The organism is Noviherbaspirillum sp. (genome assembly GCF_035627455.1).
GTDB lineage: Bacteria > Pseudomonadota > Gammaproteobacteria > Burkholderiales > Burkholderiaceae_D > Noviherbaspirillum.
Window position 1 is genome coordinate 1 of record NZ_DASPLS010000041.1, and the last position, 23,738, is coordinate 23,738.

Below are 23,738 nucleotides of genomic sequence, written 5' to 3' on the forward strand. Positions count from 1 at the left end.
TGGCGTTGGCGTTGGCGTTGGCGTTGGCGTTGGCGTTGGCGTCGGTGTCGGCGTAGTCGTCGTCGGCGGCGCTGCCACAGGCGGAATCGCGGCCGGCGTAGCGGGGTTGACTGGCTGCGCGCCGGCCGTGACCGGGATCTCCCTGAGCGCGGCCTCGATACCTTCCGGTCTTACCGCCGCGGCCACCGCCATCGTGCGCTCGATCGAACGCTCCGGCGTGTTGTAGTTCAGCCCTTGCTGGACCGCAAAGTAATGGCCTACCGTGTACTTGTTGTCGAGAAGCGCGGGCACCCAGCCCCATACCGAGTGTCCCTGGAAGCTGTGCGCCGAATCCAGCATGGTGCGGACCAGCACGCCGCGGCTGACGTTGCCGGAGGAAAGCCGGCCGGCCCAGTACTGCACGTCCTCCACCGGCGGCGCGGTCGTGCCCGACCTCCCCAGCACATTCCTGTAGATGATCTGGACGAAATCGGCCGGGGTCATGCTCACCGAATACCCGGTGAGGTTCGTGTACTGGACGGCGGCGCTGTAGAACAGGTCGGAGATCTGGTCGAGCGTCTCGCCTGCCTTGAACTTTTCGATCCAGTACGCCAGACCGTCCGCTTCCGGTACCCGGTTGAAGAAGGCAATATACAGCTCGATCAGCAGCTTCAGTTCTTCCGCCTTGATCCCCGCCGCCTGCGCGCCGATGCGCAGGTTGACCGTCACGTCCGTAAATTGAAGACGTTCAATGTTTTCAGGAAGATTCGATGTGCCATCCGTCCCTGCATTGTCGATGACCGTGTATCCCCCGGCGCTCTTGACGACCGTATAGTTCGCGCGCGGTCCGGTGAAGGTCGCGGCATTGCCGACTATCGTGGCCGGCGCCAGCCGTATGTCGACGGAAGGCGCGCCGCCGACGCTGTTGCCGGGATCGCTGCCGCCGCAGGCGGCAAGCAGCACGGAAGCACTGGCGGCAGTAACGATTCTTGTTCTGAATGCAGTTCTCATCTTTATCTCCTGACTCTTACGGTTCCTAGTAACCGGGGGTTTGTATGATCAGGATCTAGACAAGGCTGTTCCGCTTGGTTGCGAGGGAACTTTGATGTGCGTTAAGCGCAACTATGAACGGACACGCAACTGTTAGTTACGGGAATTTATATGTATGGTAGATAGGGTTCACGGTAGAAAAATATTTTGTCGTGACGACTATCTTTGCTATCTGGAACCGCAGCGCAGGAAGTGATTCCTATAAATTTCCAGGTGCAGGTGCATGGGATTAGACGTGATCATGCGCTCCATCGAGCCCGGCCAAACGTTGCGGCAAGAAATCCGTACGCGACTGACAAACGTCAGCCGAACTTCCTGCGCGCATCCAGCGCGAGCCCGGCGCCGATGCTGCCGAAGCGGTCCCCTTCCACCTGGCGCGCATGCGGCACCGCTGCTGCGATCCGTTCTCGCAGCAGGGGCACGCCACTGGAGCCGCCGGTAAAAAACACGGTGTCGACCGCGCCGGCATCGATGCCGGCGTCGCGCAGCAATTCGCGCACGGTGTGCGCCACCGTATCGGTGAGATGCGCGACTGCGTTATCGAAGCGCGCCCGGTCCAGCGCCAGGGTCTGCGGCGGCGACAGCCGGTCGAGTGCGAGTTCGGCGGCGCCCGTATCCGACACGGCGATTTTTCCTTCTTCCACCCGCAGCGCCAGCCAGTGTCCTTCCCGTTGCCGCACCAGCTGCAGCAGCCCGCCGAGCTTGTCGCGCTCGACCGCATCCCGGTGGATGTCCTGCAGTTCGCGCTCGACCCGCTGCGTATACGCGAGGTTGATCGTGTGCCAGGTCGCGAGATTGAAGTAATGGCTCGACGGCACCTCGCTATTGCTCTTGAGCCTGGAGCCGAGCCCCAGCAGCGGCATTACGCAGGACAGGCTGAGATACTTGTCGAAATCGGTGCCGCCGATATGGACGCCGCCGTTGGCAAGGATATCGTCGCGGCGCTCGGCCCTGCCGGCGCGTCCCGGCCCCAGCCGGATCAAGGAAAAATCCGAGGTGCCGCCGCCGATGTCGGCGATCAGCACCAGTTCTTCGCGCTCGATGCGCGACTCGTAATCGAACGCCGCCGCGATCGGCTCGTACTGGAACGCCACGTCCCTGTAGCCGGCCGTCAGCGCGATGTCCCGAAGCGTCGCCTCCGCCAGCAGGTCCGCAGCGGCATCGTCATCGACGAAATGGACAGGACGGCCGAATACCGCGTGCTCGAATGCGCATTGCGCCGCCGTTTCGGCGCGCCGCTTGAGCTCCGCGATGAATTGCGCCAGCAGCATGCGAAACGGCAGCGCGCGCCCCAGCACTTCCGTCTGGCCGTCGATCAGGCTGGTGCCCAGCAGGCTTTTCAGGGAACGCATGAGGCGGCCCTCGTAGCCCGCGAGGTAATCGGCCAGAGCGGCGCGACCGAAACTGACGGCATCCTCTTCCGCATTGAAGAACACCGCCGACGGCAAGGTCGGATTGCCGTCCTCCAGCGCCAGCAGCGCCGGCTGCCCGGGCCGGTCCCAGCCGACGGTGGAGTTGGAGGTGCCGAAGTCGACGCCGCATGCGTTTGTCATCTTGAAAATATGCCGGTTTCGTGAGGGGCCGTCATGATACGTGAAATGGACGGGATGGTCAGGGGAGCGACACGAAGCCGGAAGCACGCGCACGCCGCCGGATCGCGGCCCCGACCTTGATTTCCGGCGCCGGGAAAGCGCAGAATGCAGAAACGGTCAGGCGCCTCTCTACGACCGCATCTGCTGCAGGCGGCCGAGTGCCGGCGAAGGGCCGGCGCTTTACTGCGGTTGCGGCAGATCCCGATGCGTGCCCGCCATTCCGGCTCGGCAACTTGACGCGGATAAAAGGTGATGCAGAAAATCAAACTGACGCCCGGGTTGCCGGCATGACCGGACCAGGCAGGACCTGACATGGCAGACCCGATGCAAGCCCGGCGCATGGCGTTGACCGCGGACCTGGTCGCGCTGGTCCAACGGACCATCGATGACGCCGGCCCCCTTCCAGGCATGACGTATCTGTCGGAACAGGATTACGACGCGATGGTGGAAGACCTGCTGCGCGCGCATCCGCCGGGAGAAGACGCGTGGATCTTCGCGTTCGGCTCGCTCATCTGGAAACCCGAATGCGAACACCTCGAGGAGCGTTGCGGCACGGCGCATGGCTGGCACCGTTCGTTCTGTTTCCGGATCCAGCGCTATCGCGGAACCGTCGCATGTCCCGGCCTGATGATGTCGCTCGACCGCGGCGGCCAATGCAAGGGGGTGCTGTTCCGCTTGTCCGCGCAGACGCTGCGGCAACAGCTCGGCAAGCTGTGCCGGCGCGAAACGACGCACAAGCCGCCGAATACGGTGCCGCGCTGGATCACGGTAGTCAGTGAGGGCGTATCGCAGCGCGCCATCGCCTTTGTGATAAACCGGGAATCGCCCGCCTATGTCGGCAAGCTCGCGCCCGGGCAGATCGCGGAAATCCTGGCCCGGGCCTGCGGCCATTGGGGCTCGGGGGCCGAGTATCTTTTCCATACCGTCTGCCGGCTTGAAGAACGCGGGATACACGACCGCTATCTTTGGCAGCTGCAGCAGCTGGTGGCGGAACAGATCGCGTCGGACCAGCGCCGCGGCGGCCAGGGCGCCGGCGGTCAGCCGGCTCCTGCCCGCTGAGTACTAACCAGGCTCGTTGCAAACCTCGCGCACGCACTCGCGCAGCCAGCGATGCGCCGGATCGGCATCCATCCGCGGGTGCCAGAGCATGGAAACCGTGATCTGCGGCGTGGAGACCGGCAGGGCAAACGCATGCATGCCGGCACGCAGGCTCACGGTGTGCCGCTCGGGAACGGTGGCGACCAGGTCCGAGGCGCGCGCCAGCGCGAGCGCGGCGGAAAAGCCGCCGACGATCGCAACGATCCGGCGTTCCAGCCCGAGCGGCTTCAATGCGTCATCCATCGGCCCGCTGTCCCGTCCCCGCCGCGAGACGAGGACGTGCTGGCCGGAGGCATAGCGCGAAGGCGTGATCCGGCCCCGGCTCAGCGCGTGTCCGGCGCGCACCACCCCGACGAAGCGGTCCCGGAACAATAGCCTGGTGCGCACTTCGGGGCTGGTGGTGTCCGCGATCACGCCGGTTTCCAGGTCCACGCTGCCGTCGCGCAGCAGCACGCTGTCCTGGTCCAGCTTCTGCACGAAGCGCAGGCGCACCCCGGGCGCGTCCTTCCCGACGCGCGCAATCAGGCGCGGCCCGAAGTTTTCCACGAAGCCGTCGCTGCTGCGCAGCGTGAAGATTCGAGCCAGTTGCTTGAGGTCGAGCTTCTCGGCGGGACGCAGCACGGCTTCGGCGTCCCGTACCAGCGGCCCCACCCGTTCGCGCAGTTCCAGTGCGCGCGGCGTGGGCACGAGACCGCGTCCGGCCCGCACCAGCAGCGGATCGCCGGTCGTCTTGCGCAGGCGCGCCAGCGCCCGGCTCATCGCCGAAGGGCTGAGCCTCAGGCGCCGGGCGGCGCGCGCCACATTGCCTTCCGCAAGCAGCACATCCAGCGTGACAAGCAGGTTGAAATCCGGTGTCGACATGTATCCCCCAGCAGCACGGTTTCGCCATGACATGGCGTCGCATGCACTTATAAAGTGCAAATGGTGCGTCTTCCGCCATGGCAGCAGCAAGCATACCATCCAGGTATCGATCTGTTCCGATCCGTTACGGGAAGACTGCCAACATGGACACGCACACCGCGCATCACGCACCCTCCATCCGGCTGGCTCTGGCCAGCCTTTCGCTCACCATGCTGCTGCCCTCGCTTGGCACCAGCATCGCCAATGTCGGCTTGCCTGCTCTCGCCATGGCATTCGACGCATCCTTCCAGGAAGTGCAGTGGGTCGTTCTCGCCTATCTGCTTGCCATCACCGCGCTGATCGTCAGCGTCGGACGGCTCGGCGACCTCGCCGGACGCCGCAGGCTGATGCTGGCGGGCATTTTCCTGTTCACCGCGGCCTCCGCGCTGTGCGGGCTCGCCCCCTGGCTCTGGCTGCTGGTCGCGGCGCGCGCCGCACAGGGGCTGGGCGCGGCGATCATGATGGCACTGACCATGGCGCTCGTCGGCGAGACGATTCCCAAAGAAAAAACCGGCAGCGCGATGGGGCTGCTCGGCACGATGTCGGCGGCCGGCACCGCGCTCGGCCCCTCGCTCGGCGGCCTCCTGATCGCCGGCCCTGGCTGGCAGGCAATCTTCTTCATCAACCTGCCGCTGGGGCTGCTGGCATTCTTTCTCGCCTGGCGCCACCTGCCCGCCGACCGTCCGGCAGCGAAGACGCAACGGGCGCGCTTCGACCATCCCGGAACGCTGCTGCTCGCGCTCACGCTGACGGCGTATGCGCTTGCGATGACCGTGGGCCACGGCACATTCGGTGCATGCAATGCCGTTCTGCTTCTCGCCGCCATCGCCGGCGCCGGCCTGTTCATGCGGGTTGAAACAAGAGCGGCGTCACCCCTGATCCGTCTCGCGCTGTTGCGCAATCCGGTGCTGAGCGCGGGCTTTGCGATGAGCGCGCTCGTCACGACGGTCGTGATGGCGACGCTGGTGGTCGGGCCGTTTTACCTGTCCGGCGCGCTGGCGCTCGACGCGGCCCGTGTCGGGCTTGTGATGTCGGCCGGCCCGGTCGTCGCCGCGCTGGCGGGCGTGCCTTCCGGGCGCCTGGTGGACCGGCTCGGCGCCGGCCGGATGAGCATCGCCGGCCAGGCCGGCATGGCGGCAGGCTCCTTGCTCCTGTCCATGATGCCGGCGCGCTTCGGCATCGCCGGCTACGTCGCGCCGCTGGCGCTCATTACTGCCGGCTATGCGTTGTTCCAGACGGCGAACAACACCGCCGTGATGGCGCAGGTCGGCGCCGACCAGCGCGGCGTCGTTTCCGGCCTGCTCAACCTGTCGCGCAATCTCGGGCTCATCACCGGCGCATCCGTGATGGGAGCGGTGTTCGCGTTCGGGTCGGCAACCGTCGACATCCCGGGCGCCGGCCCAGATGCGGTCGCCGCCGGCATGCATGCCACCTTCGCGGTGTCGGCCGTCCTGGTCGCGCTCGCGCTCGTCATCGCGCTGGCAAGCCGGGCGCTTGCGCGGCGGGCCAAGGCGGCGGATCAAACGCTGGAAGCAGGCGCCGACGTTCGGTGAAGGGAGCGGACTTCGGCCGGAGGGGATGAAGCAGGAATGCTGCGACAGCGGCGCTTATTTTTTCGCCGCCCTCGCCGGTGATTTCCTGGGGCTGCCCGCCTTTTCCTTCTTTGGACTGGCCGGCTTTTCCATCTCGCGCTGATCGAGACATAACAAGGTGTCGGCGTAAGACATGAACCGGCTGAGATAATCGGGCGAGATATCGCGCATCAATGCCAGCGAGCGCAGCACCAGCATGTGGGAATTGATCGGCCCGGCATTCTTCGGCGCCTGCTCGAGCGCCTGCGCCACCTGTTTGTCCACGCTCAGTTTTGCCCAGGTATTCCTGAACTTCCGGATGGTCTTCAGTTCGGAACGCGGTGCGGCATGTCCCTGCGCACGCGCTTCCGCGGTTTCCGGCGCGTGCTGCTCGAGCTGGCGCAGCAGCGCGCCCAGCGATGCGCCCTGTTCGCGGGCCTGCAGGGTGGCGGACAACTGCCGCAATCCCTTGAAATCGCCGGCGGCAAAGAGCCGCTGCAGGTCGCCGGCTGCCTGCGGATATTGCTGCACGCTCCGGTCGAGGATTTCCCTGGCGTCGCACTGTGCTTGATCAAAGCGTTCCTTGAAGGCCGCGAGCGCCTCGCCCAGCCTGGCGTCGAGCATGCGCCTGACGCTTCCCTGCTGCGCCTCCGCGCGTCTGGCCAGCACGTCGAGATAGTGCAGGCGCACCGGGTCGAACCTGTCCGCCCCTGCCGTCCGCAGGGAGGCGATCAGCGCGCTGAAGTCCGGCGCTGCATCCGACGGCGCATTCAGCGGTGCAGCCGCCGCCTCACTGTGACCCGGCTCGTTCATGAAGGGTTTTTGGCATTGGCGGTTTTCGGCACCGGCGCCATTTCCACCCGCCGGTTCTGCGCGCGCGCGGCGTCGTCGGTATTGGGTTTGACCGGCTGCTCGGAACCGAAGGCTGCCGCGAACACCATGGAAGACGGCATCCCTTCCTCGATCAGGGTGCGGGTCACCGTCAGGGCGCGCTGCGCGGACAATTCCCAGTTGTCGGTGAAGGGGCCGCCGCGGATCGGCCTGTCGTCGGTAAACCCGCTCACCATCAGCAGCTCGTCACGCGCCGTCAGGTAAGCGCGCAGCGGCGTGACCAGGCTGTGCAACAGCTGCCGGCCTTCAGGCTGCAACTCATCCGAATTGAGTGCGAACAGGACCTGGCCGCTGATGCCGATGCGCCCGTTGTCGAGGGTGATGCGCCCGGATGCCAGCGGAATCGCCAGCGCTTTTTCCAGGCTCATGCGGCGCTGCTCTTCGAGCTGGCGCTTTTTCACTTCGTCTTGCAGGTGCGACGTCAATTCCATCTGGATCGCCACCACGCCCACCAGCAACAGCACAAAAGCACCCAGCAGGCTCGACATCAGGTCGCCGAAGACCGCCCACACCGGCGCGGTATTTTCAACACCGGAATCACTGTCCACCATCACCGGGCCTCTTCCGCCAGCATGGCCTGCGCTGCCGGCAGCCGGCGCAGCTCATCCACGACCTCTTTTTGCGACGCCATCGAGAGGTCGATGATTTCGCGAGCCTGCGCCACGTAATAGGCGAGCTGTTCGTCGCTTCTCGACATCGACTTGTCCATCGCGCCTTCGATGCGCTGCAGGTTGGCGATCAGCTTTTCATTGGCTTCATTGAACGATTGCACCGCAAAACCGAAGGCTTCGGAGAGGCTGGCGACATCTACCGCGCTGCTGGTGACATGCGCGGCGATGTCGGACAGCTTGGCCGCTTCGGCGGCGACATTGTCCGAGAACGCGCTGGCAGTCGCGCTGAGCGCGGTCGCGGAGGAAGCCACCAGGGAATCGATCACCGCGCGCTGTTCAACGGAAGCATGATTGATCGCCTCGAGCAGCGCATTGAGGGTTTCCATGATGCGGCTGCGCTCCTCCAGCAGTGCATTGTCGCGTGCGACACTGGTGGAAATTTCCCGGCGCAGCTGACCGATCACTTCCGCCGCGGCGCGCGGCGCTTCCGAAGCGGTTTCGATCAGGCGCGCGATCGGCTCTTCCAGCGCGGTGCCGAGCGTCGTCAGATGGCTTGTCACCGCCGCTTGCAATTGCCCCAGCCGCTCCACCGCCGCATCGCCGCGCGCGGCTTCTTCATCCTTGAGCGCGCCGAGTTCGGCGCGCAACAGGCCGGCCAGCTGGTCCATGCGTTCGCGGTGCTGTTCGAGCCACTGCGCTTCGGAAGCGATGCGGGCGCGCATCAGTTCTTCAGCGGAAGCGAGCAGGCGGCTTGTTTCTGCCATCGTATTGCCGGCGCTTGCCTGCAACTGTCCGGTGATTTCCTGGGCAGTCAGGGTCAGGGTGTCGCAGATTTTCTGCTGCTGGGAAAGCGTTTGCGCGCCGGTCTGCTGCAATTCCTGCGCAAGCGTCGCCGCCATGGCTTCCAGCGACTGTGTCCACGCCTGCTGACGCTGCCTGTCGCGCTCCGCCTGGTCGGTCTGCAGGCTGGCATAGGCCTCGCCCACCTTCGTCACAAGTGCGCCGGAACGCTCGTCGAATGTCGCGTTGAACGCATCCAGCGAGCGGCCGATATCGGCAACGATGCCGGCGCTTGCCTGTTCGTGGCTCCTGAGCGTCGCCGCCATCGCTTGCAGCGACTGTTCCCACGCCTGCTGCCGCTGCCTGTCGCGCTCGGCCTGGCCGGCCTGCAGGCCGGCATAGGCCTCGCCGACTTTGGCCACCAGAGCGCCCGAGCGTTCTTCGAATGTCGCGTTGAACGCACCGAGCAAGCGCTCCATGTCGGCAACGATGCCGGCGCTTGCCTGTTCGTGGCTGCGCAGCGTTGCCGCCATCGCTTGCAGCGACTGTTCCCACGCCTGCTGCCGCTGCCTGTCGCGCTCGGCCTGGTCGGCCTGCAGACCGGCATAGGCCTCGCCGACTTTGGCCACCAGGGCGCCCGAGCGTTCTTCGAACGTCGCGTTGAACGCACCGAGCGAGCGCTCCATGTCGGCAACGATGCCGGCGCTCGCCTGTTCGTGGCTGCGCAGCGTTGCCGCCATGGCAGCGAGCGACTGTTCCCACGCCTGCTGCCGCTGCTTGTCGCGCTCGGCCTGGTCGGCCTGCAGGGTCGCGTAGGCGTCGCCCACCTTGGCCACGAGGGCGCCCGAGCGCTGCTCGAACGTCTCGCTGAACGCATCCAGCGAACGGCCGACCTGTGCGACGATGCCGGCGCTTGCCTGCTCGTGGATCTTCAGCGCGGCGGTCCAGGTGTCGGCGACGGTGGCGGCGGTGTCGCTGAAGCGCGCAGTAAGGCCGTCGAGCTGCGTCTGCACGGTGGCGGCCATGCGTTCATGCATCAGCTTCGCGTCCTGCGCGATCCCGCTCATCGCCGCCTCGACCACCGGCTTGATGCTGTCGCCGGCGGCATGCGCGCTTTGTTGCAGGCTCTCGCGCAGCGAGGTGTCGACTGCGCGCGCGAGGTCGGTGTAGACGCCTTTGATATTGCCGTGGAAGTCCTCCTGGTTGCTGAGCAGGCGCTGGTTCAGCTGCTGGCCCATCGCCTCCATCTGCGCCATCATCGCCTGCAATTTATCGACCACCTGGGGCAAGGCCTGGGATTGCAGCTGCAGCGCCTTGTAGGTTTCCTGGCGCTGGTGGGCGAGCGAAAAGCGGCGCAATACCGTGGCGATCCTGGTGTCCAGCAATTGCGCCGCGAGCATTCTTTCACGACGGCTGAAGGCCGACATCAGCCCGAGCATCGCGGATGCGGCCACCCCGGCCACCGAGGTGCCGAACGCGAGCCCGAGGCCGCTGACCGGCACCGCAAGCGCGGAGCGGATCGCCTGCAGGTCGGTGGTTTTTTCCAGGGCGAAGACCGCGCCCTTGAGGGTGACGACCATGCCCAGGAACGTGCCGAGCATCCCCAGCATCACCAGCAGGCCGACCAGGTACGGCGTCAGCGCCGGGCCGGGCAGCGCGCCGCGTTCGCCTTCGATGCGCAATCGCACCGGGTTCTGCAGCGAAGGATGCACGCCGGCCAGCCAGTCGCCGAGCTCGGTCACGTTGTCGGGTATCGCCGCCAGCGCGTTCGTCAGAGTGGTGGTGGCCTGGCGATACTGCCGCAGTTCGTGTGCACCGAATACATAGACCGCGGCGATGACCGCCGTCATCGCCAGCGCCAGAAAACTGGAGTCGATGAAAGAGGCGCCGACCCAGACGATCGCGAGGGTGCCCAGGACGAAGGCGACTGAAAATAGATGTTTATTCATTGCGTATCTTGTTTGAATGCTTCAAGGAGCCCCATCGACGGTTGCAGGCGGAACTCCAGCTCAGCCAGCAGCAGCATCTGCATGTCGTTGCAAAAGCGCGTCAGCCAGCCTTCCGCCTGCGTCCAGCCGGCAGGATTGTCCGCCTGTCCGGCGTCGACGAGCTTCTGCTGGTGTTCTTTAAACAAATGTTCAAAACGTTTTCGGAGAAGCACCGGCACCGTCGACAGCAGCTTGCTCTCGCGCTCGCGCAGTATCTTCTCCAGCGCCTTGTCCAGGTCGGCAAGTTTCCTCAGCCTTGGTGACGCTTTCGCAACCGCGTCCCGGAGATTGACCCTCAGGGGCTGGATGCTCAATTCCATGTCGCGCTGATGCGCATCGTAAAACCGGCGATACGGCGCATAAGCGGCGGCAAGGTCCAGCGGCAGCTCGAGTATCGGCACGGGCAGCTTGATGTGCGTCCTGCCCGCCTTGGGCGAGCAACTCTTCATGATCGAATTCATCAGGAGCGCCTGGATCCGTTCGAATTCGCTCGCGGCGGCAGCCCGCGCGGCGGCTTGCGCTTCGCTCTCCGGCCTGAGCATTCTTGCCGGGCTTGCCACACTGTCGCCGTGCACCGCGGACAACGCGATCGCGTCGGCAAAGTGAACCCACTGGCCCAGTTTCTCTGCAAATGCATTTCCGGGATCCACGGTTTCCACAATGGCCAGGTCAGCAAGACAACGAATGAGCTTTGAACTGTGGAAGTTTGTACGCGGCAACACTCGCGTCATAGGCAGGGGCAATCAAAATCGAAAAAAGCAGGAAGACTGGTAGTCGGCCGCCGTCCGCATGAACGCGTTCTGGTCCTGCTCCAGCGAGTCTGTGCCACTTTCGGCAACCATTTCACCGTGGAAATGAATCAAGAATTATATCGTGGAGGTGTAGGGAACTCAAACCTGCAGGATGGACCGCCACTGGTACGAAACTGCCATGTGTTGTTGCTGTAATCCAACAACACCTCCTGTCCTCATCGACCGCCTTCCGTGTGGCGCCGCCACAGCCGCACCCGCGCCGCTCGGCACGAAGTTTGCAGAACGTCCCTGCGCCGGGCCGTACCGGCATTACCAAGGAGAACAACATGCAGAGTCCTTCCCTCTTCACGCGCGCCCTGGCTTCCGGCACCGTTTCCGGCCTTGCGACCTCCGCCGTAGCCGCCCTTGCCGGCAAGCGGGAAACGGCATCGTATGCGGCGCCGATCAATGCCACCAGCCATATCCTGTGGGGCGACGAAGCGGCACGCCACGATAGCGCGTCGCTCAAGTACACCGTGTCCGGATTCGTGCTGAACCACCTTGCGGCAGTGATGTGGGCGGCCGTCCATGAAAAGTGGGTCGTGCCCGCCGTCTCCCGCTGGTCCGCGACCCGTCCCGCGCTGGCGCCGCTGGCGGCGGCCGCGGGAGGAGCGGCAGTGGCGGCGGGCGCCTACGTCACGGATTACTACCTGGTGCCGAAGCGCTTTACGCCAGGGTATGAAAAACGCCTGTCCGGGCAATCGATGCTGCTGATCTACAGCGCACTTGCGCTGGGCCTGGCCGCCGCCACTTTTATGACGGACGGCAGCAGCGAATGATAGCGCCGGCGGGTGGCGAATTGCGTACCGGCCGCTCCAGGGCCGGCGCTGCAGGAATGCGGGCTACGAGGCAGTGGTGCCAGCAACGTTCATCACCTCGCCCCTTCCGGCAGCAGTGAAGAAGTACGGATCGAACCTTGGTATTGGACGCACCGGTTTGTTCCCCGCTCTTGCGGCGACTCCACAAGCCGCCCCGACGTGCGTCACGTCTCGTCGGCCCACATCGCGGTTACTGCATCCCAACGCGCGATGCGGTCGTCACGCATCACCCAGAACTCGGATCCCCGGCTCTTCATCGCCTTGCCGGTTTCCGGGTCCGTCCAGTGGCTCACCCACTCCACGCCAAGGACGTCGCCGCTGATCGCCCGCAGCGTCTTTCGGCAGATAAACGACGCAGGAATTGGCGCAAAGAGAGAGGCCATGAAGCGCTGCAATGCGTCGCGGCCTGACAACTCGACCGAGTTGAACCGCACCGCGCAGTCTTCGGTGAACCCCTGCGCGAACACGGACGCGTCGCGGCTCGTCGTCACTTCGGCAAAACGGGCGACCAGGGCCTTTGCGTGTTCAAGAGGAATGCGTGCTGCCCCGGCAGAAAGCGAGGCATCGGAAGTGGTGTCGGCAAGCAAGGGGCGCTCCTTTCTTGTTTCTCGAACCGGTACGGTGAGATCGAGCAGCGGATCGCAAGAATCGCGACAGTATCAGCGTAGATGACAAAGGCATCGCCTGCGACCAGCGGACCACAGCGCTTTTGCGGACTGTCAAAAGCCCGGAGGCGGGAGGCTTGCGGTTATGTCCCTGACGGCCGACCAGCAGGGCGGACTACGGCGCGCAAAACCACGCCGGTTCCCGACTGCCAATTGCATCATGCCGGGCAGCAAAGCAGGTGTCTGCGTCCCATCACCGGGATCGCCTGCAGTTTCCCCCTGCGCATGTGATGCCGGGATCTTTTGGCCGGAGCGCGCAGTCTTTAACCTTATCCGCACAACGCGGCAGATGCGATCCCTGGCAGTCCGGGCTACCGGCAGCTTCATGCTCGCAACGGTCAAAGGACATCATGAACACGAATTTCGAAAACACCCTGGATCCCACATTCCAGGCCGCACTTGCCGACGAGATCGTGAGCATGGTCGCGGCCGTCGTCTCGAATGCTTCCGCGCCGGATTCCGCCGCAAGGGCGCTGGTAAAGAGCAGGCAGGATTCGCTGGCGCCGGAGCAGCGCGCTGCCGCGGCGGCTTTGCAGGCGTATGGCATACGCTGCGCGGCGGAAGTCTTCACCCCGGCGCTCGAACCGGAGGCGGTGGAGCGCGCCGCCAGACTGCGCCAGGCGCTGGAAGCGCAGTCCGCCAATGAAGCGCTGGCATTGCTGGATGCCAAACCGGACGCAGGCATGGAATTCAAGTCGCGGATGTGCATCGCGATTGCCACCAAGTGTGCCGAACTGGTCGCCGCGGAAATCGAACGCGCCAAGAACGGTCCTGTCACCATCCTGAACGAGGACGACGCGAAAGTCTTTGAAGCGCGGCATGCACAGCACCAGGAGCAGCGCGCGCAGGCGGCGACAGCCTTCCTCAGTTCGCTGCCGGTCCGGTTCCCGTCGTTCGGCGTGGATCTTTTCATCTCGGTGCGGCGCGAGGTCCAGCGCCATATCGAGGAAAACCACAAGCGGCCGGACATCCATGCCGCCGTCGCCGCGCTGTTCGACGACGCCGTTGCCGCAATGCCGGCGGAAACGCGCGAAAGGCTTGCCGCAGCAGGCGGCTAGGCTGTGTTTGACAAGCGTAGCGAGCGGGCCGGATTGGCGTCGAGTAGCGCACGCGTACGCGAGGTACGCAGAACAACGCAGGCGTCGATCCGGTGCGCGGCGTAGCTTGTCAAACACAGCCTGGCGCACCGGAGGGGAAGACACGGTGCCGGAACCGGTGTTTCGCTGGCCGGTCAGAACATCATGACAATCCGCCCCGGCATCTTCCCGACCTTCTTTCTCTCCGGATTCGAATGCTCCACCTTCCTGTGGAAAGGCGGGGCGCGCCGCAATCTCATCGAGGAAACCCGCCACCACGAATGTGCGCTGGAGGACTATCGCATCCTGCAGCAGCTCGGCATCGCGGTCGCGCGCGAAGGCATCCCCTGGCCGATGGTCGACAAGGGCGGCCAGTACGCGTTTTCCTGCATCGACCCGATGATCGATGCGATGCGCCAGACCCGGATCACGCCGATCTGGGACCTGTGCCATTACGGCTATCCCGACGACCTCGACCCGTTCACCGACGCCTTCCCGCAACGTTTTTCCCGCTACTGCCGCGCCGCCGCCGAATACGTGTCGGCGCGGCTGCCGGGTCCGTACTTCTTCACGCCGATCAATGAAATCACTTTCTTTGCATTCTGCGGCGGGGAATGGGGCTGGGTCGCGCCCTACAGGACGAGCCGCGAGGATCGGGAAGCGCTTCGCCTTGCGCTGTGCAAGGCATCGATTGCGGGCGTGAAGGCGATCCGGGAAGTGCTGCCCGATGCGCGCATGGTCCACGTCGATCCGCTGGTGCAGGTGGTGGCGCCGCCGGACCGCCCGGACCTGAAAGAGCAAGCTGCGCATGAAACCTTCGTCGACACCTTCCTCGCCTGGGACATCCTCTGCGGCAAGGCGCATCCCGAAGCCGGCGGCGCGCCCGACATCCTCGACATCGTCGGCGCCAACAATTACTCGTTCGGCCAGATGGAATACCGCGAGCAAGGCCCGCACCAGGCGCTCGATCCCGGCAGCCCCGGCATCGAGCCGCTCTGCACGCTGCTGTACCGCATATGGGATCGGTACCGCCGGCCGATGGTGATCGGCGAAACCAGCGGCATGGGCAGGGGCCGCCCCGACTGGCTGCGCGACGTGATGCAGGAATCGCTGGCCGCGGTCAACATGGGCATGGACCTGCACGGCGTGTGCCTCTTCCCCGCGGTCGACATGCCGGACTGGCATACCGGGGAATGGCTGCACAACGGCATCTGCGACCTTGTCGAATGCGATAACGGTCTCGCACGCGTAGCCCATCGTCCTTACGTCGAAGAGCTGCGGCGATGGCAAACGGAATTGAACCGCGCGCGCAGCGTCGATGCGGCGCCGTACAGCGATCCCGTCGAACTGCAGGACGTGGTCGAAGCGGCGCGCCGCCTGCGGCCGCAGCCGGACCGGAACTGGCATTGAATGCGCTGTCCGGCGGCACTATTGCAGTGCTAGCGCTCGCCGGAAACCGCGTCAGTCGAAGCATGGCGCTGCGCGCGTTGCAGCTGGAGACGCGAAACCGCCTGCACCAGCACGGCCGCGGTGATCGAAACAAGGAATGCGGGGGCAAGGTCGATGGAACGCAGCGTCAATGCAAGAACCGCGCAAAATGCGCCGAACGCGTAATAGCCCAATATCATGCCGCGCAATAAGTGAATCGCGAATGCAGCGCCGGAATGCCTGTGCGAAAACACGACCAGAACGGAACCCATTACCGGAAACATCGCAAATACCCCGCTCAGCGTCGGCCCCATTTGCGCGGCAAAGTGGGTTACCGCCAGCACCAGCACGGCGCCTGCCGCCATCCGGAAAAGAATATCGTTTGCCGCTGCCGGTTTGCCGTGCTGCGGAAGCGAACGCTGCGGATACAACCGCGGCGCAAGCCATAGCGCGATCAATACCGCAGGCATGGAATAGGGCAATGAAGGCGTCCAAAGGTGGAGGGCAGCGACGGCGATGAAATAGCCGCCGAATCCCGCCGCCAGGCTCACCGGCCACGAAAACCGGGTGGCTGCCCAGGCGTAGCAGATGCCGAACGCCAGGATTGCCAGCACGGCGGAGAGGGTACCGGCGGCACTGGTGGCTGCAAATGCAGCCCCCTGCTCCATCGCGATAAACAGCAGGATCGGTCCGGAGACAACGGGAAAAGCCGAGAGCCAGCCTGCAACCGTCGGCCCCCAGCGGCGGCCGGCCAGGGTGATGGCTGCAATGAGGGCGGGTACCAGGCTCAGCTTCAGAAGCAGCACGGCGCTCATGTTTTTCCTTTCACCGGCCGCGGGCAACATCGGATAGAAGTGACCCGTATGCTGCCATGGCAGGCTTTCCAAGGATATACCAGGGATATGGTATGCCGTTGCGTATGCTTCCGGCCGATCCCATGCATCAGGTCATGGCACCGGTCCGCAAGCGCAATAGCATGTCAAAGCCGCCGGCAAAAGCCCGCTGCCGGCAGGCCGTCGCCGAACACGGACAGCACTTTCAGAAAACCCGCTTCCGGCTCTGCATGCAATTGCAGCGGCTTGCCGGTGGCCGGGTGAAGGAAAGTCATGCCGGTGGCCGCCAGCATCAGCCGCGCTTGCCCGAACCGTTCCGCGAAATAGCGGTTGTGGCGCCCTCGACCATGATTGGCATCGCCGATGATCGGGTGGCTGATATGCTTCATGTGCCGCCGCAACTGGTGCCTGCGTCCGGTTTCCGGATACAGGGCCACCAGGCTGTAGCGGCTGGTCGGGTAGCCTTCGATCTGCACGGGAATTTCGGTGGTCGCGAGGCGGCGGTAGCGGGTGCGGGCTTCACGCACCGGCTGAGGCTCTTCCTTGCGCCGCCGGTCTTCCGGCTCCTCGCGCAGCGGGTGATCGACGATGCCCTCTTCCGGCGTCCACCCGCGCACCATCGCCAGATAGGTCTTGCGCACCTCGCCGGCCATCATCGCCCTGCCCAGCGCGCTCGCGGTGTCCGGATCCCTCGCAAACACCAGCAAGCCCGAGGTCGGCTTGTCCAGCCGGTGCACCGCGTACACATGCGCGCCGCCATTCATCGCCCGCGCGTATTGCAGCGCAAACTCGGTTTCATGCAGATCGATCGGGCTGCGGTGCACCAGCAAGCCGGCCGGCTTGTGCACCGCCAGCAGCCACTGGTCGCGATAAATCTCGGTGAGCGGATTGTCCGCTTGCATCGGCCGGATATCCGGCCGCGCGCCGTTCGACATCAGCACTCCGTCAATCCCCGGCCCACGGGCGGATGACATGAGGTTTTCCAGGTCTGGTTCATAGTCCGGAGACGGCATATTCATGCAAGAAGGTTGGATATCGTGGCCCTTCCGCGCCGCAGAGGCTGGCGCACTTTGGACCTGGCCGACTTTATACCAGATGCGCGGCGCATTCGACCGGCATCGGACCGGATTTCACCGCGGCAAGGGCGCGCAGCGGCGCGTTGCAAGAAAAGCCGGCGAGGCCCCTCCCGGCGCCGCGCCGAAAAAAATCCGTGAAGCCGGACGCCGTGAAAAGCCGGCAATGTGTACACTACCGCGCTCCCGTTTTTTTGTAGTTTCCCATGACCATTACTATCAACGACGAGCTCCGTGCCTACATCGATCCCCTGACGGAAGACGAATACGCGGCGCTGGAGCGCAGCCTGCTCGCCGAAGGATGCCGCGATGCGCTGGTGTTGTGGGGCGATCTCCTGGTGGACGGACACAACCGCTACGCCATTTGCCAGAAGCACGGCATCCCTTTCAACACCATTCAAAACAAGACCTTCCGTTCGATGGACGATGTGTACCTGTGGATGATCGACAATCACCTCGGGCGGCGCAGCGTCTCGGATTTCCAGCGCGGCGTGCTCGCGCTGCGGAAGAAGGAAATCGTTGCCGCGCGCCTGGCACAGGCGCAGCCCGAGCCGTCTTCTGCTGCGCCGGCCGATGATGAAGAACCCGCGAAACCGGTCGTCGAGCCGGTGCTGACGCGCGAGGCGGTCGCGCGCGCGGCACGGGTCAGCAGCGCGACGCTTGGCCAGATCGAGAAAATCCAGAAGACCGCAGTGCCGGAACTGGTCAATGCGGTCAAGGCGGGCGTCATTTCCATCAATGCCGCGGCTGCGGTCGCCTCCTTGCCGGAGGAGAAGCAGGTCACGGCGGTTGCCGGCGGCAAGAAGGAACTGCGCCAGGCAGCAAGACAGGTGCGCGAGGCGCGCCTTCCCCCGAAGCCCGAACCTGCGCCGCCGCCCGCCGATGCGACGCCGGAGCAGCTTGAAATCCACCGCCTGACGCAGCTGGTGGCAACGCTCACCGAAGAGCGCGACCAGCTGAAGAAGAAGGTGCAGCATCTGACGATCGCGCTGGCGGAGGCGCGCGGCGAGCAATAGCGGGCGACGCAGGCTTTTCCGAGCATGGCCATGGAGCACGCGGCGCCGTGACGAAGGGATGCGATCACCCGGCCGCAAACTGCGGCAGAACCTGTTCCGCGAATGCGGCAATGAAGGCGTCCTGGTCGCGGTCCACACTGTGGAGAAACAGTGTGTCGAAGCCGAGCTCGGCGTCGCGCCGGAGCCACTCCAGATGCTGCTGCGCGCTGCACGACACGCGCACCGCGTTCCTGACGTCGTCCGGCGATACGGTCGCGGTCGCGGCATCGAACGCGGCGGGCGAATCCAGGTCTGCCAGCTGCGCATGCGCCAGCGCGGCCTGCCGCCACTGGTCCATCGCCGCATGCAGCGCCTCTTCGTCCGACTGCGCATAGCTCAGGACCACTTGCAGGAACATCGGTTTGCCCTGGCCGCCGCCGGCGCGGAACGCTTCGACGATCTCCCGCATCAGGCTGCGATCCTGGGTGACGGTGATGATCCCGTCGGCCCAGCCGCCCATCCATTCCGCCGTCGCCGGACTCAGGCAGGCGCCGATCAGGGGCGGCGGTTTTGCGGGACGGGAATAGAGCCGGGCATGCTTCACCCGTACGCGGCCCTCGTGCGTGACCGTTTCACCCGCCCACAACGCGCGCATGATGTCCACGCATTCCTTCAGCCGCGCTTGCCGTTCGCCCTTGGGCGGCCATCGCGCGCCGGTCAGGCTTTCATTGAGCGCCTCGCCGCTGCCAAGCGCAAGCCAGAAGCGCCCGGGGTACATGTCCGTCAGCGTGGCCGCGGCCTGCGCAATGACCGCCGGGTGGTAACGCTGGCCTGGCGCGCATACGGTGCCGAACGATGCGCCGGTCGCTTCGAGCGCCGCGCCGAGCCAGGACCACGCAAAGCCGCCCTGCCCCTGCCGCTCGCTCCAGGGGTGGAAGTGATCCGAGCACATCGCCTGCCCGAAACCGGCGGCGGCGGCGCGCCTGGCGTTGCGCAGGAGTGAAGAGGGGGAATGCTGCTCATGCGCGCAGTGATACCCGATGCTTGTCATTTCCTGTCCTTCGCCGCCATCGCGCGCCCGCTCATTGCCCGCCCCGCAGATCCTGCGCGATCCGCAGGAGCCTGCGCGCCAGTTCCTCGACGCCGCCGCCGGCCTCCTCGCCGAGCGCGGCCAGCGCCTTCGCGATCTCGCCGGCGCGCTCGGCAAGCACCGCGCGCGCCGCATGCGGTTGCGGCAGTGCGAGCGTCGAGCGCGGCAGGTGGAAATTCATCCCGGCGCGCGTGTCGCCTTCGCCGGCGGGCAGGGTGGTCAGCAGGATGCCGAGCGACTTCAGGATCGACATCAGGCCGATCGCGCTTTCGATCGCGGTCTTCCGGTCGGCACGGCTTCCCGCATACATGCCGAAGCCGCTGGCCAGCAGACGCAGCATCAGCCCGTAGGCCGCATTCGCAAGATCGAGCACCATGGCGGCGGTACGCGCCGTCACCTGCACGCCCTCGCGCCCGGGTAGCGGCCGGAACATGAGCGGGTCGCTCATCGCCGGACGATAAGGCTGGAACTGCGGATCCTGCGCCAGCAGCCTATCGTATTCGTCGCGTATCGTCCTGAACCGCAGGTAGTGCGATTTCTCCGCATCGCGGCGCCCGCCCTCGCCCTGCTCGATGATGGTCGACACCGCAGCCAACGCACTGTCGAGGCCGGTGACGGCGATGATGCCGTCCAGCGGCAGGACATCCTTGTCGAGTTGCGCCCGGGGGTCTCCCAGGAACAGGTTCCGTTCGCCCAGGCTGCGCGCCAGCGCGCGCAAGCCGTCTTCGACGCCGCGGTACAGGTGGCCCACGGTATCGTATTCCTCGGCGGTGGGGGTGAGCCGCGGCGGGCCGGTGTAGCGCCGGTATTCGGCGCCGCCTTCAAATCCCCGCGCGCGCGGCAGGTCCACGCCTTCCGGCCGCTCGAGATACACGAAGTGATCGGCGGTGTCGCGGTCGAACGGCGTGAGCCGGGCAATGATGCTCGACGGATGGTAGCCGGGCGCCACCGGGAAGTTGGGACGCGAAAAGTGCGGCGGCGAGCCGAGGCTGATCAGCAGGTTGTTCACCAGCGCGAGGTGCAGCATCTCTTCCATCGCGACGCTCTGGATGCTGGTCCGCCAGCCATCCACCGCCGCGCGCTGCGCGTCGGTCAGGCCCTCCTCCCTGCCCTGCTTCAGGCTCCAGGCGGCGTAAAGATAGGAGCACATCAGGCCGTGCTCGATTTCGGCCGCCTCGGTCAGCAGGTAAATCAGCTGTTCCCGGTCATTGACCAGGACTTGCCCGCGGTCCACCTTGGTTGCCGAAGTCCAATCCATTGTGCAAATCGTTGCCGTCACATCACGAGAAAGATCAGCGCGAGTCCGCCAAGCATCGCCGCCGCCAGCATCGCGATCAGTGTAGGAATTTTCATCTGGGATCCTGTTTCAAAAAAAGCCACTTCCCCTGTAGATGCATAAGTGCGCGCGAAATTCCGGCGCGGCAGAGAGAAAGTCGCGCGCACGATATGAAGCCCAGCTCGCGCCGGTGCTGCGTCGGTCATTCCTGCCGGCCGATCTCGCCGGCCGCTTCCCCGTCCCGCAGCCGGCTGCCGCGCCGGTCCTGCCGCCGCCACTGCGTCACGCGCCGCACCAGGCCGGCCAGGCCGTCATAGGGGCGCGGCGGCAGCGCAAGCGTGCGCGGCGTGCCGGCGTCGGCCAGCACCTGTTCCGCCGCCAGCCAGCCGGCGCGCACCGCGCCTTCCATGCAGCAGGGCAGCTGGGTACGCAGCCAGTCGCCGGCAAGGACAAGCCCGGGAACCGGGGTGCGGACCTGCGGGCGGGCGGCTTCCGTGCCAGGGGTCGGACACGGGATCGCCATCGGGATGCGGTGCACCCGCGCATGCAAGAGGCGCGCATGTGCGGCGTCCGGCGCGAATTCCGCCAGCTCCTTCACGGTCGCGCGGATCACCTCGTCATCCGTCATGCCGTGCGCGCGGTGGCTGTAGATGATGTTGCTGGCGATGACCGAAGGCCGGCCCTGCCAGCCCTGCCGTATCCGGGTGAGTTCATAGAAATCGTAGTTGAGCCGTTGCGGCGACCACAGGTGCGACATGAAGCGCTCCCGCATGACCTTGCGGTCGAACCACAGGTAGCAGGAGATGTAGGGACTCGGCTCGCAAGACCGCAGCGCGTCGAACGGCGCGCATCGCCTCCAGCCTTCCGGCAGCAGCGGCGCCAGGTCCAGCGGCGGCACCGCGGCAACGATCTGCGGTGCCCGCAATTCGCTGCCGTCGGCAAGCGCGACGCCCTCGGCCCGGCCGTCGCCGACCAGGCCGCGCACCGCGCATCCGGTCCTGACCTCGCCGCCGGCGGCCTCGATGATGCGCGTGGCCTGCGGCGCATACAGCTCGGACAGGCCGACCGCCGCGAATCCGAAATGCAGCTGACGGTGTCCGCTGAGCTGCGCATGGATGCGCATGATCGCCGCCGCCGAGCATCGTTCGATCGGCACGTTGGTCACCACCATCGTCGCGAACGCCCACCACCAGTCGATCATGCGCTGCGTCATGCCCTGGCTGCGCAGGAAATCGAGCGCGCTCATGCGGTCGAGTTCGGGCACGTCCTCCTCCCCGAACTGCATGCCACGCCAGATGACGCGCATCGCGGAGACATGGTCTGCGATGGATAACCCCGGCGCGGACAGCAGGCTCGGCATCAGGCTGAGCGGCGGCGGCAGCAGCGGCCAGTGCGTCAACGCGAACGGGCGCGGCGCGGTCGCAATGGTCAGGACCTTGCGGGGTTGCCAGGTGACCAGCCCGCGCGTGCCGAGGCGGTCAAGCAGCGCGAGCATGTTGCGGTATTCCGAGTGCAGCACATGCGGGCCGATATCGACAGTGTCGCCGGTCTTGTCGTCGGTCCAGCTTTTCGCCCGGCCGCCGAGGCAGGCATCGCGCTCCAGCACGATGACTTTCCTGCCGCTGTCGGCCAGCGCCACGGCACAGGAAAGGCCGGCGAGTCCGCCGCCGACGATGATGACATCGGCCGCCCGGCTTTCCCGCGAGGATGCGCGCTCAGCGCCGGCGCGACCCATGGCGCTGTGCCTTCATTCGCATCCTTCGGCCGCCGGTGGAACGCCATCCGCAACCCGCCAGCCCGGCCCGCAGCGCCATGCCCGGACTGCCGCCTCATGCAGCGGAAACTTCAGCGGGGTATGCCAGGGCGCCGACAACACCCGCACCACTTCCGTGGTGGGCATGAAGTGTTTCGGCAGGCGGGCGGGCTCCGCATAGCACGCAAACAGCAGGAGCTTGTTGTCCGGCGTGATCGTGCTGAAGAAAAGCCGCCACTTGCCGCGGTCCAGTTCCAGTCCCGTCTCTTCCCACACCTCCCTTGTCAACGCGAGGGCGACGTCTTCCAGTTCGTCGATGTACCCGCCTGGCAACGCGATGCCGCCGTCACTGCGTTCGACCAGGAGAAGTTCGCCGGGGGTCGTCGAGGGAATGATGCCGACGGAAACGGGAATCGGGTTCTTGTACATTGGTATTGCGGGTCCGGGCTGTGCCGGCGTGCGAAGCAGTGCGTGCCGGGGTTCCGGCGGTGTGCCGGATTGAACGGTTAGAGCAGGGGCGGCGGCCGGCGTTCAATGCAGGTGCGGGAAGAGCAGGACATGCCGGCGCCGTGGCGCGCATGCTGACGGATGGAGGGCAAACCCGGAGCGGCCGGAAAGCGGCGCGGCGCCGCCTCCGGCGCCTGGCGTCACTTCACCGCGAAGCAGTACAGCAAGCCTCCGCCGCCGGTACTCTTCAAGCCGTCCGGATGGCAGCCGCGCGAAGGATGGGCGGAATTCCAGGAGGACGCCCAGGAAGCGTTGACCGGTCCCGCACGGTCATGGTGGCCAAGCATCGCCGAGCCGTCCGGCCCGCTCTTGGTCCAGTTGCCGCAGGTCATGTCGGGGAACGGTGTACCCGGGAAGGCGGTGCCATCGGGCCGGGAGCCGGTCAGGATGTCGTGCAGGTTCGGCTTTTCGGTACGGCCGTTCACGACCTCGCCCTTCTCGCTGAGCGCCGTTTCCTTCGTCAGCTTGCTGGCCGGCGAGTGCAGCTCGTCGACGTTCCTGGCGATGACCACGCCCTTGGCGTTCTGCCACGGGCCGTTGCCGATGCGGTCGCGTGCATTGACGAAATTCGGGTCGCTCAGTCCGCCGCTCGCCTGCGTGCTCAGGTAGGCGCGCCAGGTGCGGTTGCCGGCGCCGGCAGCCTGCGCCAGCGACTGGCAGTGACGGTCCGCGCCTTCGAGGCCGCCCAGGTCGGCGCCATTGCCGGGGCCGGTGCTGGTCAGGAAAAATGTCATGCCGGCGGGACCGCCGCCCGATGCTCCCATGCCGGCGCAGCCCGCCAGCATCACCACGCAACCCGCAATCCAGCCCGTGCTTCGCATCATGCCCTTCATCGCAACCTCCTCATGCTTTGGTGTCGCCCCACAATCGCTGCGCCCCCGGATACAACGGCAAGGACGGACAGCCCCGTTGAATTCCTGCCAGCGGCAACTACCGGCCTGGACAATCTTAACCGAACGGTCGGCAGCCTGCG

General features: G+C 65.7%; 22 protein-coding genes. 6 read left to right on the forward strand and 16 right to left on the reverse strand.

Going from position 1 to position 23,738, the window contains the following annotated elements; translation table 11 throughout:
- A partial coding sequence (locus tag VEC01_RS07735) for a DUF4214 domain-containing protein (RefSeq protein ID WP_324900231.1) occupies positions 1-990 on the reverse strand: 990 nt, incomplete at its 3' end.
- Positions 991-1,331: 341 nt separating this feature from the next.
- Positions 1,332-2,582, reverse strand: coding sequence for an Hsp70 family protein (locus tag VEC01_RS07740; protein ID WP_324900232.1), 1,251 nt, complete (start codon positions 2,580-2,582; stop codon positions 1,332-1,334).
- A 351-nt stretch (positions 2,583-2,933) separates the two neighbouring features.
- Between VEC01_RS07740 and VEC01_RS07745 the strand changes: the two genes are divergently transcribed.
- Positions 2,934-3,680 (forward strand): gamma-glutamylcyclotransferase, encoded by a 747-nt coding sequence (locus VEC01_RS07745; protein ID WP_324900233.1) that lies wholly within the window; start codon positions 2,934-2,936, stop codon positions 3,678-3,680.
- Between the two features lie 3 nt (positions 3,681-3,683).
- Here the strand turns inward: VEC01_RS07745 and VEC01_RS07750 are convergent, their stop codons facing one another.
- Complete coding sequence (locus VEC01_RS07750; RefSeq protein WP_324900234.1) at positions 3,684-4,580, reverse strand: LysR family transcriptional regulator; 897 nt, start codon at positions 4,578-4,580, stop codon at positions 3,684-3,686.
- Positions 4,581-4,723: 143 nt separating this feature from the next.
- Between VEC01_RS07750 and VEC01_RS07755 the strand changes: the two genes are divergently transcribed.
- Positions 4,724-6,172, forward strand: a complete 1,449-nt coding sequence (locus tag VEC01_RS07755; protein ID WP_324900235.1) for an MFS transporter — start codon at positions 4,724-4,726, stop codon at positions 6,170-6,172.
- A gap of 54 nt (positions 6,173-6,226) precedes the next feature.
- On the opposite strand, the gene VEC01_RS07760 is transcribed toward VEC01_RS07755, so the two are convergent.
- Genes VEC01_RS07760 through VEC01_RS07775 form a run of 4 tightly spaced genes read right to left on the reverse strand, consistent with a single transcriptional unit; the run spans position 6,227 to position 11,179 of the window.
- Positions 6,227-7,003, reverse strand: a complete 777-nt coding sequence (locus VEC01_RS07760; protein WP_324900236.1) for a DUF2894 domain-containing protein — start codon at positions 7,001-7,003, stop codon at positions 6,227-6,229.
- A complete protein-coding gene (locus VEC01_RS07765; protein ID WP_324900237.1) occupies positions 7,000-7,632 on the reverse strand; it encodes an OmpA family protein in 633 nt (210 codons plus the stop codon). Before VEC01_RS07765 ends, VEC01_RS07760 begins: the two co-directional genes overlap by 4 nt.
- Positions 7,632-10,421 carry a DUF802 domain-containing protein gene (locus VEC01_RS07770; RefSeq protein WP_324900238.1) on the reverse strand — a complete coding sequence of 930 codons (2,790 nt, stop codon included), beginning with the start codon at positions 10,419-10,421 and terminating at the stop codon, positions 7,632-7,634. The genes VEC01_RS07765 and VEC01_RS07770 overlap by 1 nt, the downstream gene beginning before the upstream one ends.
- On the reverse strand, positions 10,418-11,179 hold the full coding sequence (locus VEC01_RS07775; RefSeq protein ID WP_324900239.1) for a DUF3348 domain-containing protein: 762 nt from the start codon (positions 11,177-11,179) through the stop codon (positions 10,418-10,420). The genes VEC01_RS07770 and VEC01_RS07775 overlap by 4 nt, the downstream gene beginning before the upstream one ends.
- Positions 11,180-11,538: 359 nt before the next feature.
- Here VEC01_RS07775 and VEC01_RS07780 point away from each other — a divergent pair, with 359 nt between their 5' ends.
- Complete coding sequence (locus VEC01_RS07780; RefSeq protein WP_324900240.1) at positions 11,539-12,030, forward strand: hypothetical protein; 492 nt, start codon at positions 11,539-11,541, stop codon at positions 12,028-12,030.
- 203 nt (positions 12,031-12,233) lie between these two features.
- On the opposite strand, the gene VEC01_RS07785 is transcribed toward VEC01_RS07780, so the two are convergent.
- Positions 12,234-12,656, reverse strand: a complete 423-nt coding sequence (locus VEC01_RS07785) for a nuclear transport factor 2 family protein (protein ID WP_324900241.1) — start codon at positions 12,654-12,656, stop codon at positions 12,234-12,236.
- A 428-nt stretch (positions 12,657-13,084) separates the two neighbouring features.
- On the opposite strand from VEC01_RS07785, the gene VEC01_RS07790 reads away from it, so the two are divergent.
- On the forward strand, positions 13,085-13,792 hold the full coding sequence (locus tag VEC01_RS07790) for a hypothetical protein (RefSeq protein ID WP_324900242.1): 708 nt from the start codon (positions 13,085-13,087) through the stop codon (positions 13,790-13,792).
- Positions 13,793-13,975: 183 nt separating this feature from the next.
- On the forward strand, positions 13,976-15,220 hold the full coding sequence (locus VEC01_RS07795; RefSeq protein WP_324900243.1) for a b-glycosidase: 1,245 nt from the start codon (positions 13,976-13,978) through the stop codon (positions 15,218-15,220).
- A gap of 29 nt (positions 15,221-15,249) precedes the next feature.
- Here VEC01_RS07795 and VEC01_RS07800 read toward each other — a convergent pair whose 3' ends face one another.
- Positions 15,250-16,053, reverse strand: coding sequence for a hypothetical protein (locus VEC01_RS07800; protein ID WP_324900244.1), 804 nt, complete (start codon positions 16,051-16,053; stop codon positions 15,250-15,252).
- A 164-nt stretch (positions 16,054-16,217) separates the two neighbouring features.
- Positions 16,218-17,045, reverse strand: coding sequence for a pseudouridine synthase (locus VEC01_RS07805; protein ID WP_324900245.1), 828 nt, complete (start codon positions 17,043-17,045; stop codon positions 16,218-16,220).
- A gap of 305 nt (positions 17,046-17,350) precedes the next feature.
- On the opposite strand from VEC01_RS07805, the gene VEC01_RS07810 reads away from it, so the two are divergent.
- Complete coding sequence (locus VEC01_RS07810) at positions 17,351-18,160, forward strand: hypothetical protein (protein ID WP_324900246.1); 810 nt, start codon at positions 17,351-17,353, stop codon at positions 18,158-18,160.
- A 64-nt stretch (positions 18,161-18,224) separates the two neighbouring features.
- Here VEC01_RS07810 and VEC01_RS07815 read toward each other — a convergent pair whose 3' ends face one another.
- The 6 genes from VEC01_RS07815 to VEC01_RS07840 form a co-directional block, all read right to left on the reverse strand.
- On the reverse strand, positions 18,225-19,190 hold the full coding sequence (locus VEC01_RS07815; RefSeq protein ID WP_324900247.1) for a TIGR03885 family FMN-dependent LLM class oxidoreductase: 966 nt from the start codon (positions 19,188-19,190) through the stop codon (positions 18,225-18,227).
- A 31-nt stretch (positions 19,191-19,221) separates the two neighbouring features.
- Positions 19,222-20,487 carry a ferritin-like protein gene (locus VEC01_RS07820; RefSeq protein ID WP_324900248.1) on the reverse strand — a complete coding sequence of 422 codons (1,266 nt, stop codon included), beginning with the start codon at positions 20,485-20,487 and terminating at the stop codon, positions 19,222-19,224.
- Between the two features lie 17 nt (positions 20,488-20,504).
- Positions 20,505-20,711: a hypothetical protein gene (locus tag VEC01_RS07825; protein ID WP_324900249.1), complete on the reverse strand. Its 207-nt coding sequence runs from the start codon at positions 20,709-20,711 to the stop codon at positions 20,505-20,507.
- Positions 20,708-22,240: a hydroxysqualene dehydroxylase gene (locus tag VEC01_RS07830; protein ID WP_324900250.1), complete on the reverse strand. Its 1,533-nt coding sequence runs from the start codon at positions 22,238-22,240 to the stop codon at positions 20,708-20,710. Before VEC01_RS07830 ends, VEC01_RS07825 begins: the two co-directional genes overlap by 4 nt.
- 12 nt (positions 22,241-22,252) lie before the next feature.
- On the reverse strand, positions 22,253-22,687 hold the full coding sequence (locus VEC01_RS07835) for an NUDIX domain-containing protein (protein ID WP_324900251.1): 435 nt from the start codon (positions 22,685-22,687) through the stop codon (positions 22,253-22,255).
- Positions 22,688-22,905: 218 nt separating this feature from the next.
- Positions 22,906-23,589 (reverse strand): hypothetical protein, encoded by a 684-nt coding sequence (locus VEC01_RS07840; RefSeq protein ID WP_324900252.1) that lies wholly within the window; start codon positions 23,587-23,589, stop codon positions 22,906-22,908.
- Between the last annotated feature and the right edge of the window lie 149 nt (positions 23,590-23,738).

What these genes read in the sequence shown, in the direction of transcription:
- VEC01_RS07740 (WP_324900232.1), bottom strand. Translation starts at nt 2,582, where the DNA reads ATGACAAACGCATGCGGCGTCGACTTCGGCACCTCCAACTCCACCGTC.
- VEC01_RS07745 (WP_324900233.1), top strand. Translation starts at nt 2,934, where the DNA reads ATGGCAGACCCGATGCAAGCCCGGCGCATGGCGTTGACCGCGGACCTG.
- VEC01_RS07750 (WP_324900234.1), bottom strand. Translation starts at nt 4,580, where the DNA reads ATGTCGACACCGGATTTCAACCTGCTTGTCACGCTGGATGTGCTGCTT.
- VEC01_RS07755 (WP_324900235.1), top strand. Translation starts at nt 4,724, where the DNA reads ATGGACACGCACACCGCGCATCACGCACCCTCCATCCGGCTGGCTCTG.
- VEC01_RS07760 (WP_324900236.1), bottom strand. Translation starts at nt 7,003, where the DNA reads ATGAACGAGCCGGGTCACAGTGAGGCGGCGGCTGCACCGCTGAATGCG.
- VEC01_RS07765 (WP_324900237.1), bottom strand. Translation starts at nt 7,632, where the DNA reads ATGGTGGACAGTGATTCCGGTGTTGAAAATACCGCGCCGGTGTGGGCG.
- VEC01_RS07770 (WP_324900238.1), bottom strand. Translation starts at nt 10,421, where the DNA reads ATGAATAAACATCTATTTTCAGTCGCCTTCGTCCTGGGCACCCTCGCG.
- VEC01_RS07780 (WP_324900240.1), top strand. Translation starts at nt 11,539, where the DNA reads ATGCAGAGTCCTTCCCTCTTCACGCGCGCCCTGGCTTCCGGCACCGTT.
- VEC01_RS07790 (WP_324900242.1), top strand. Translation starts at nt 13,085, where the DNA reads ATGAACACGAATTTCGAAAACACCCTGGATCCCACATTCCAGGCCGCA.
- VEC01_RS07795 (WP_324900243.1), top strand. Translation starts at nt 13,976, where the DNA reads ATGACAATCCGCCCCGGCATCTTCCCGACCTTCTTTCTCTCCGGATTC.
- VEC01_RS07800 (WP_324900244.1), bottom strand. Translation starts at nt 16,053, where the DNA reads ATGAGCGCCGTGCTGCTTCTGAAGCTGAGCCTGGTACCCGCCCTCATT.
- VEC01_RS07805 (WP_324900245.1), bottom strand. Translation starts at nt 17,045, where the DNA reads ATGTCATCCGCCCGTGGGCCGGGGATTGACGGAGTGCTGATGTCGAAC.
- VEC01_RS07810 (WP_324900246.1), top strand. Translation starts at nt 17,351, where the DNA reads ATGACCATTACTATCAACGACGAGCTCCGTGCCTACATCGATCCCCTG.
- VEC01_RS07815 (WP_324900247.1), bottom strand. Translation starts at nt 19,190, where the DNA reads ATGACAAGCATCGGGTATCACTGCGCGCATGAGCAGCATTCCCCCTCT.
- VEC01_RS07820 (WP_324900248.1), bottom strand. Translation starts at nt 20,487, where the DNA reads ATGGATTGGACTTCGGCAACCAAGGTGGACCGCGGGCAAGTCCTGGTC.
- VEC01_RS07825 (WP_324900249.1), bottom strand. Translation starts at nt 20,711, where the DNA reads ATGACCGACGCAGCACCGGCGCGAGCTGGGCTTCATATCGTGCGCGCG.
- VEC01_RS07830 (WP_324900250.1), bottom strand. Translation starts at nt 22,240, where the DNA reads ATGGGTCGCGCCGGCGCTGAGCGCGCATCCTCGCGGGAAAGCCGGGCG.
- VEC01_RS07835 (WP_324900251.1), bottom strand. Translation starts at nt 22,687, where the DNA reads ATGTACAAGAACCCGATTCCCGTTTCCGTCGGCATCATTCCCTCGACG.
- VEC01_RS07840 (WP_324900252.1), bottom strand. Translation starts at nt 23,589, where the DNA reads ATGATGCGAAGCACGGGCTGGATTGCGGGTTGCGTGGTGATGCTGGCG.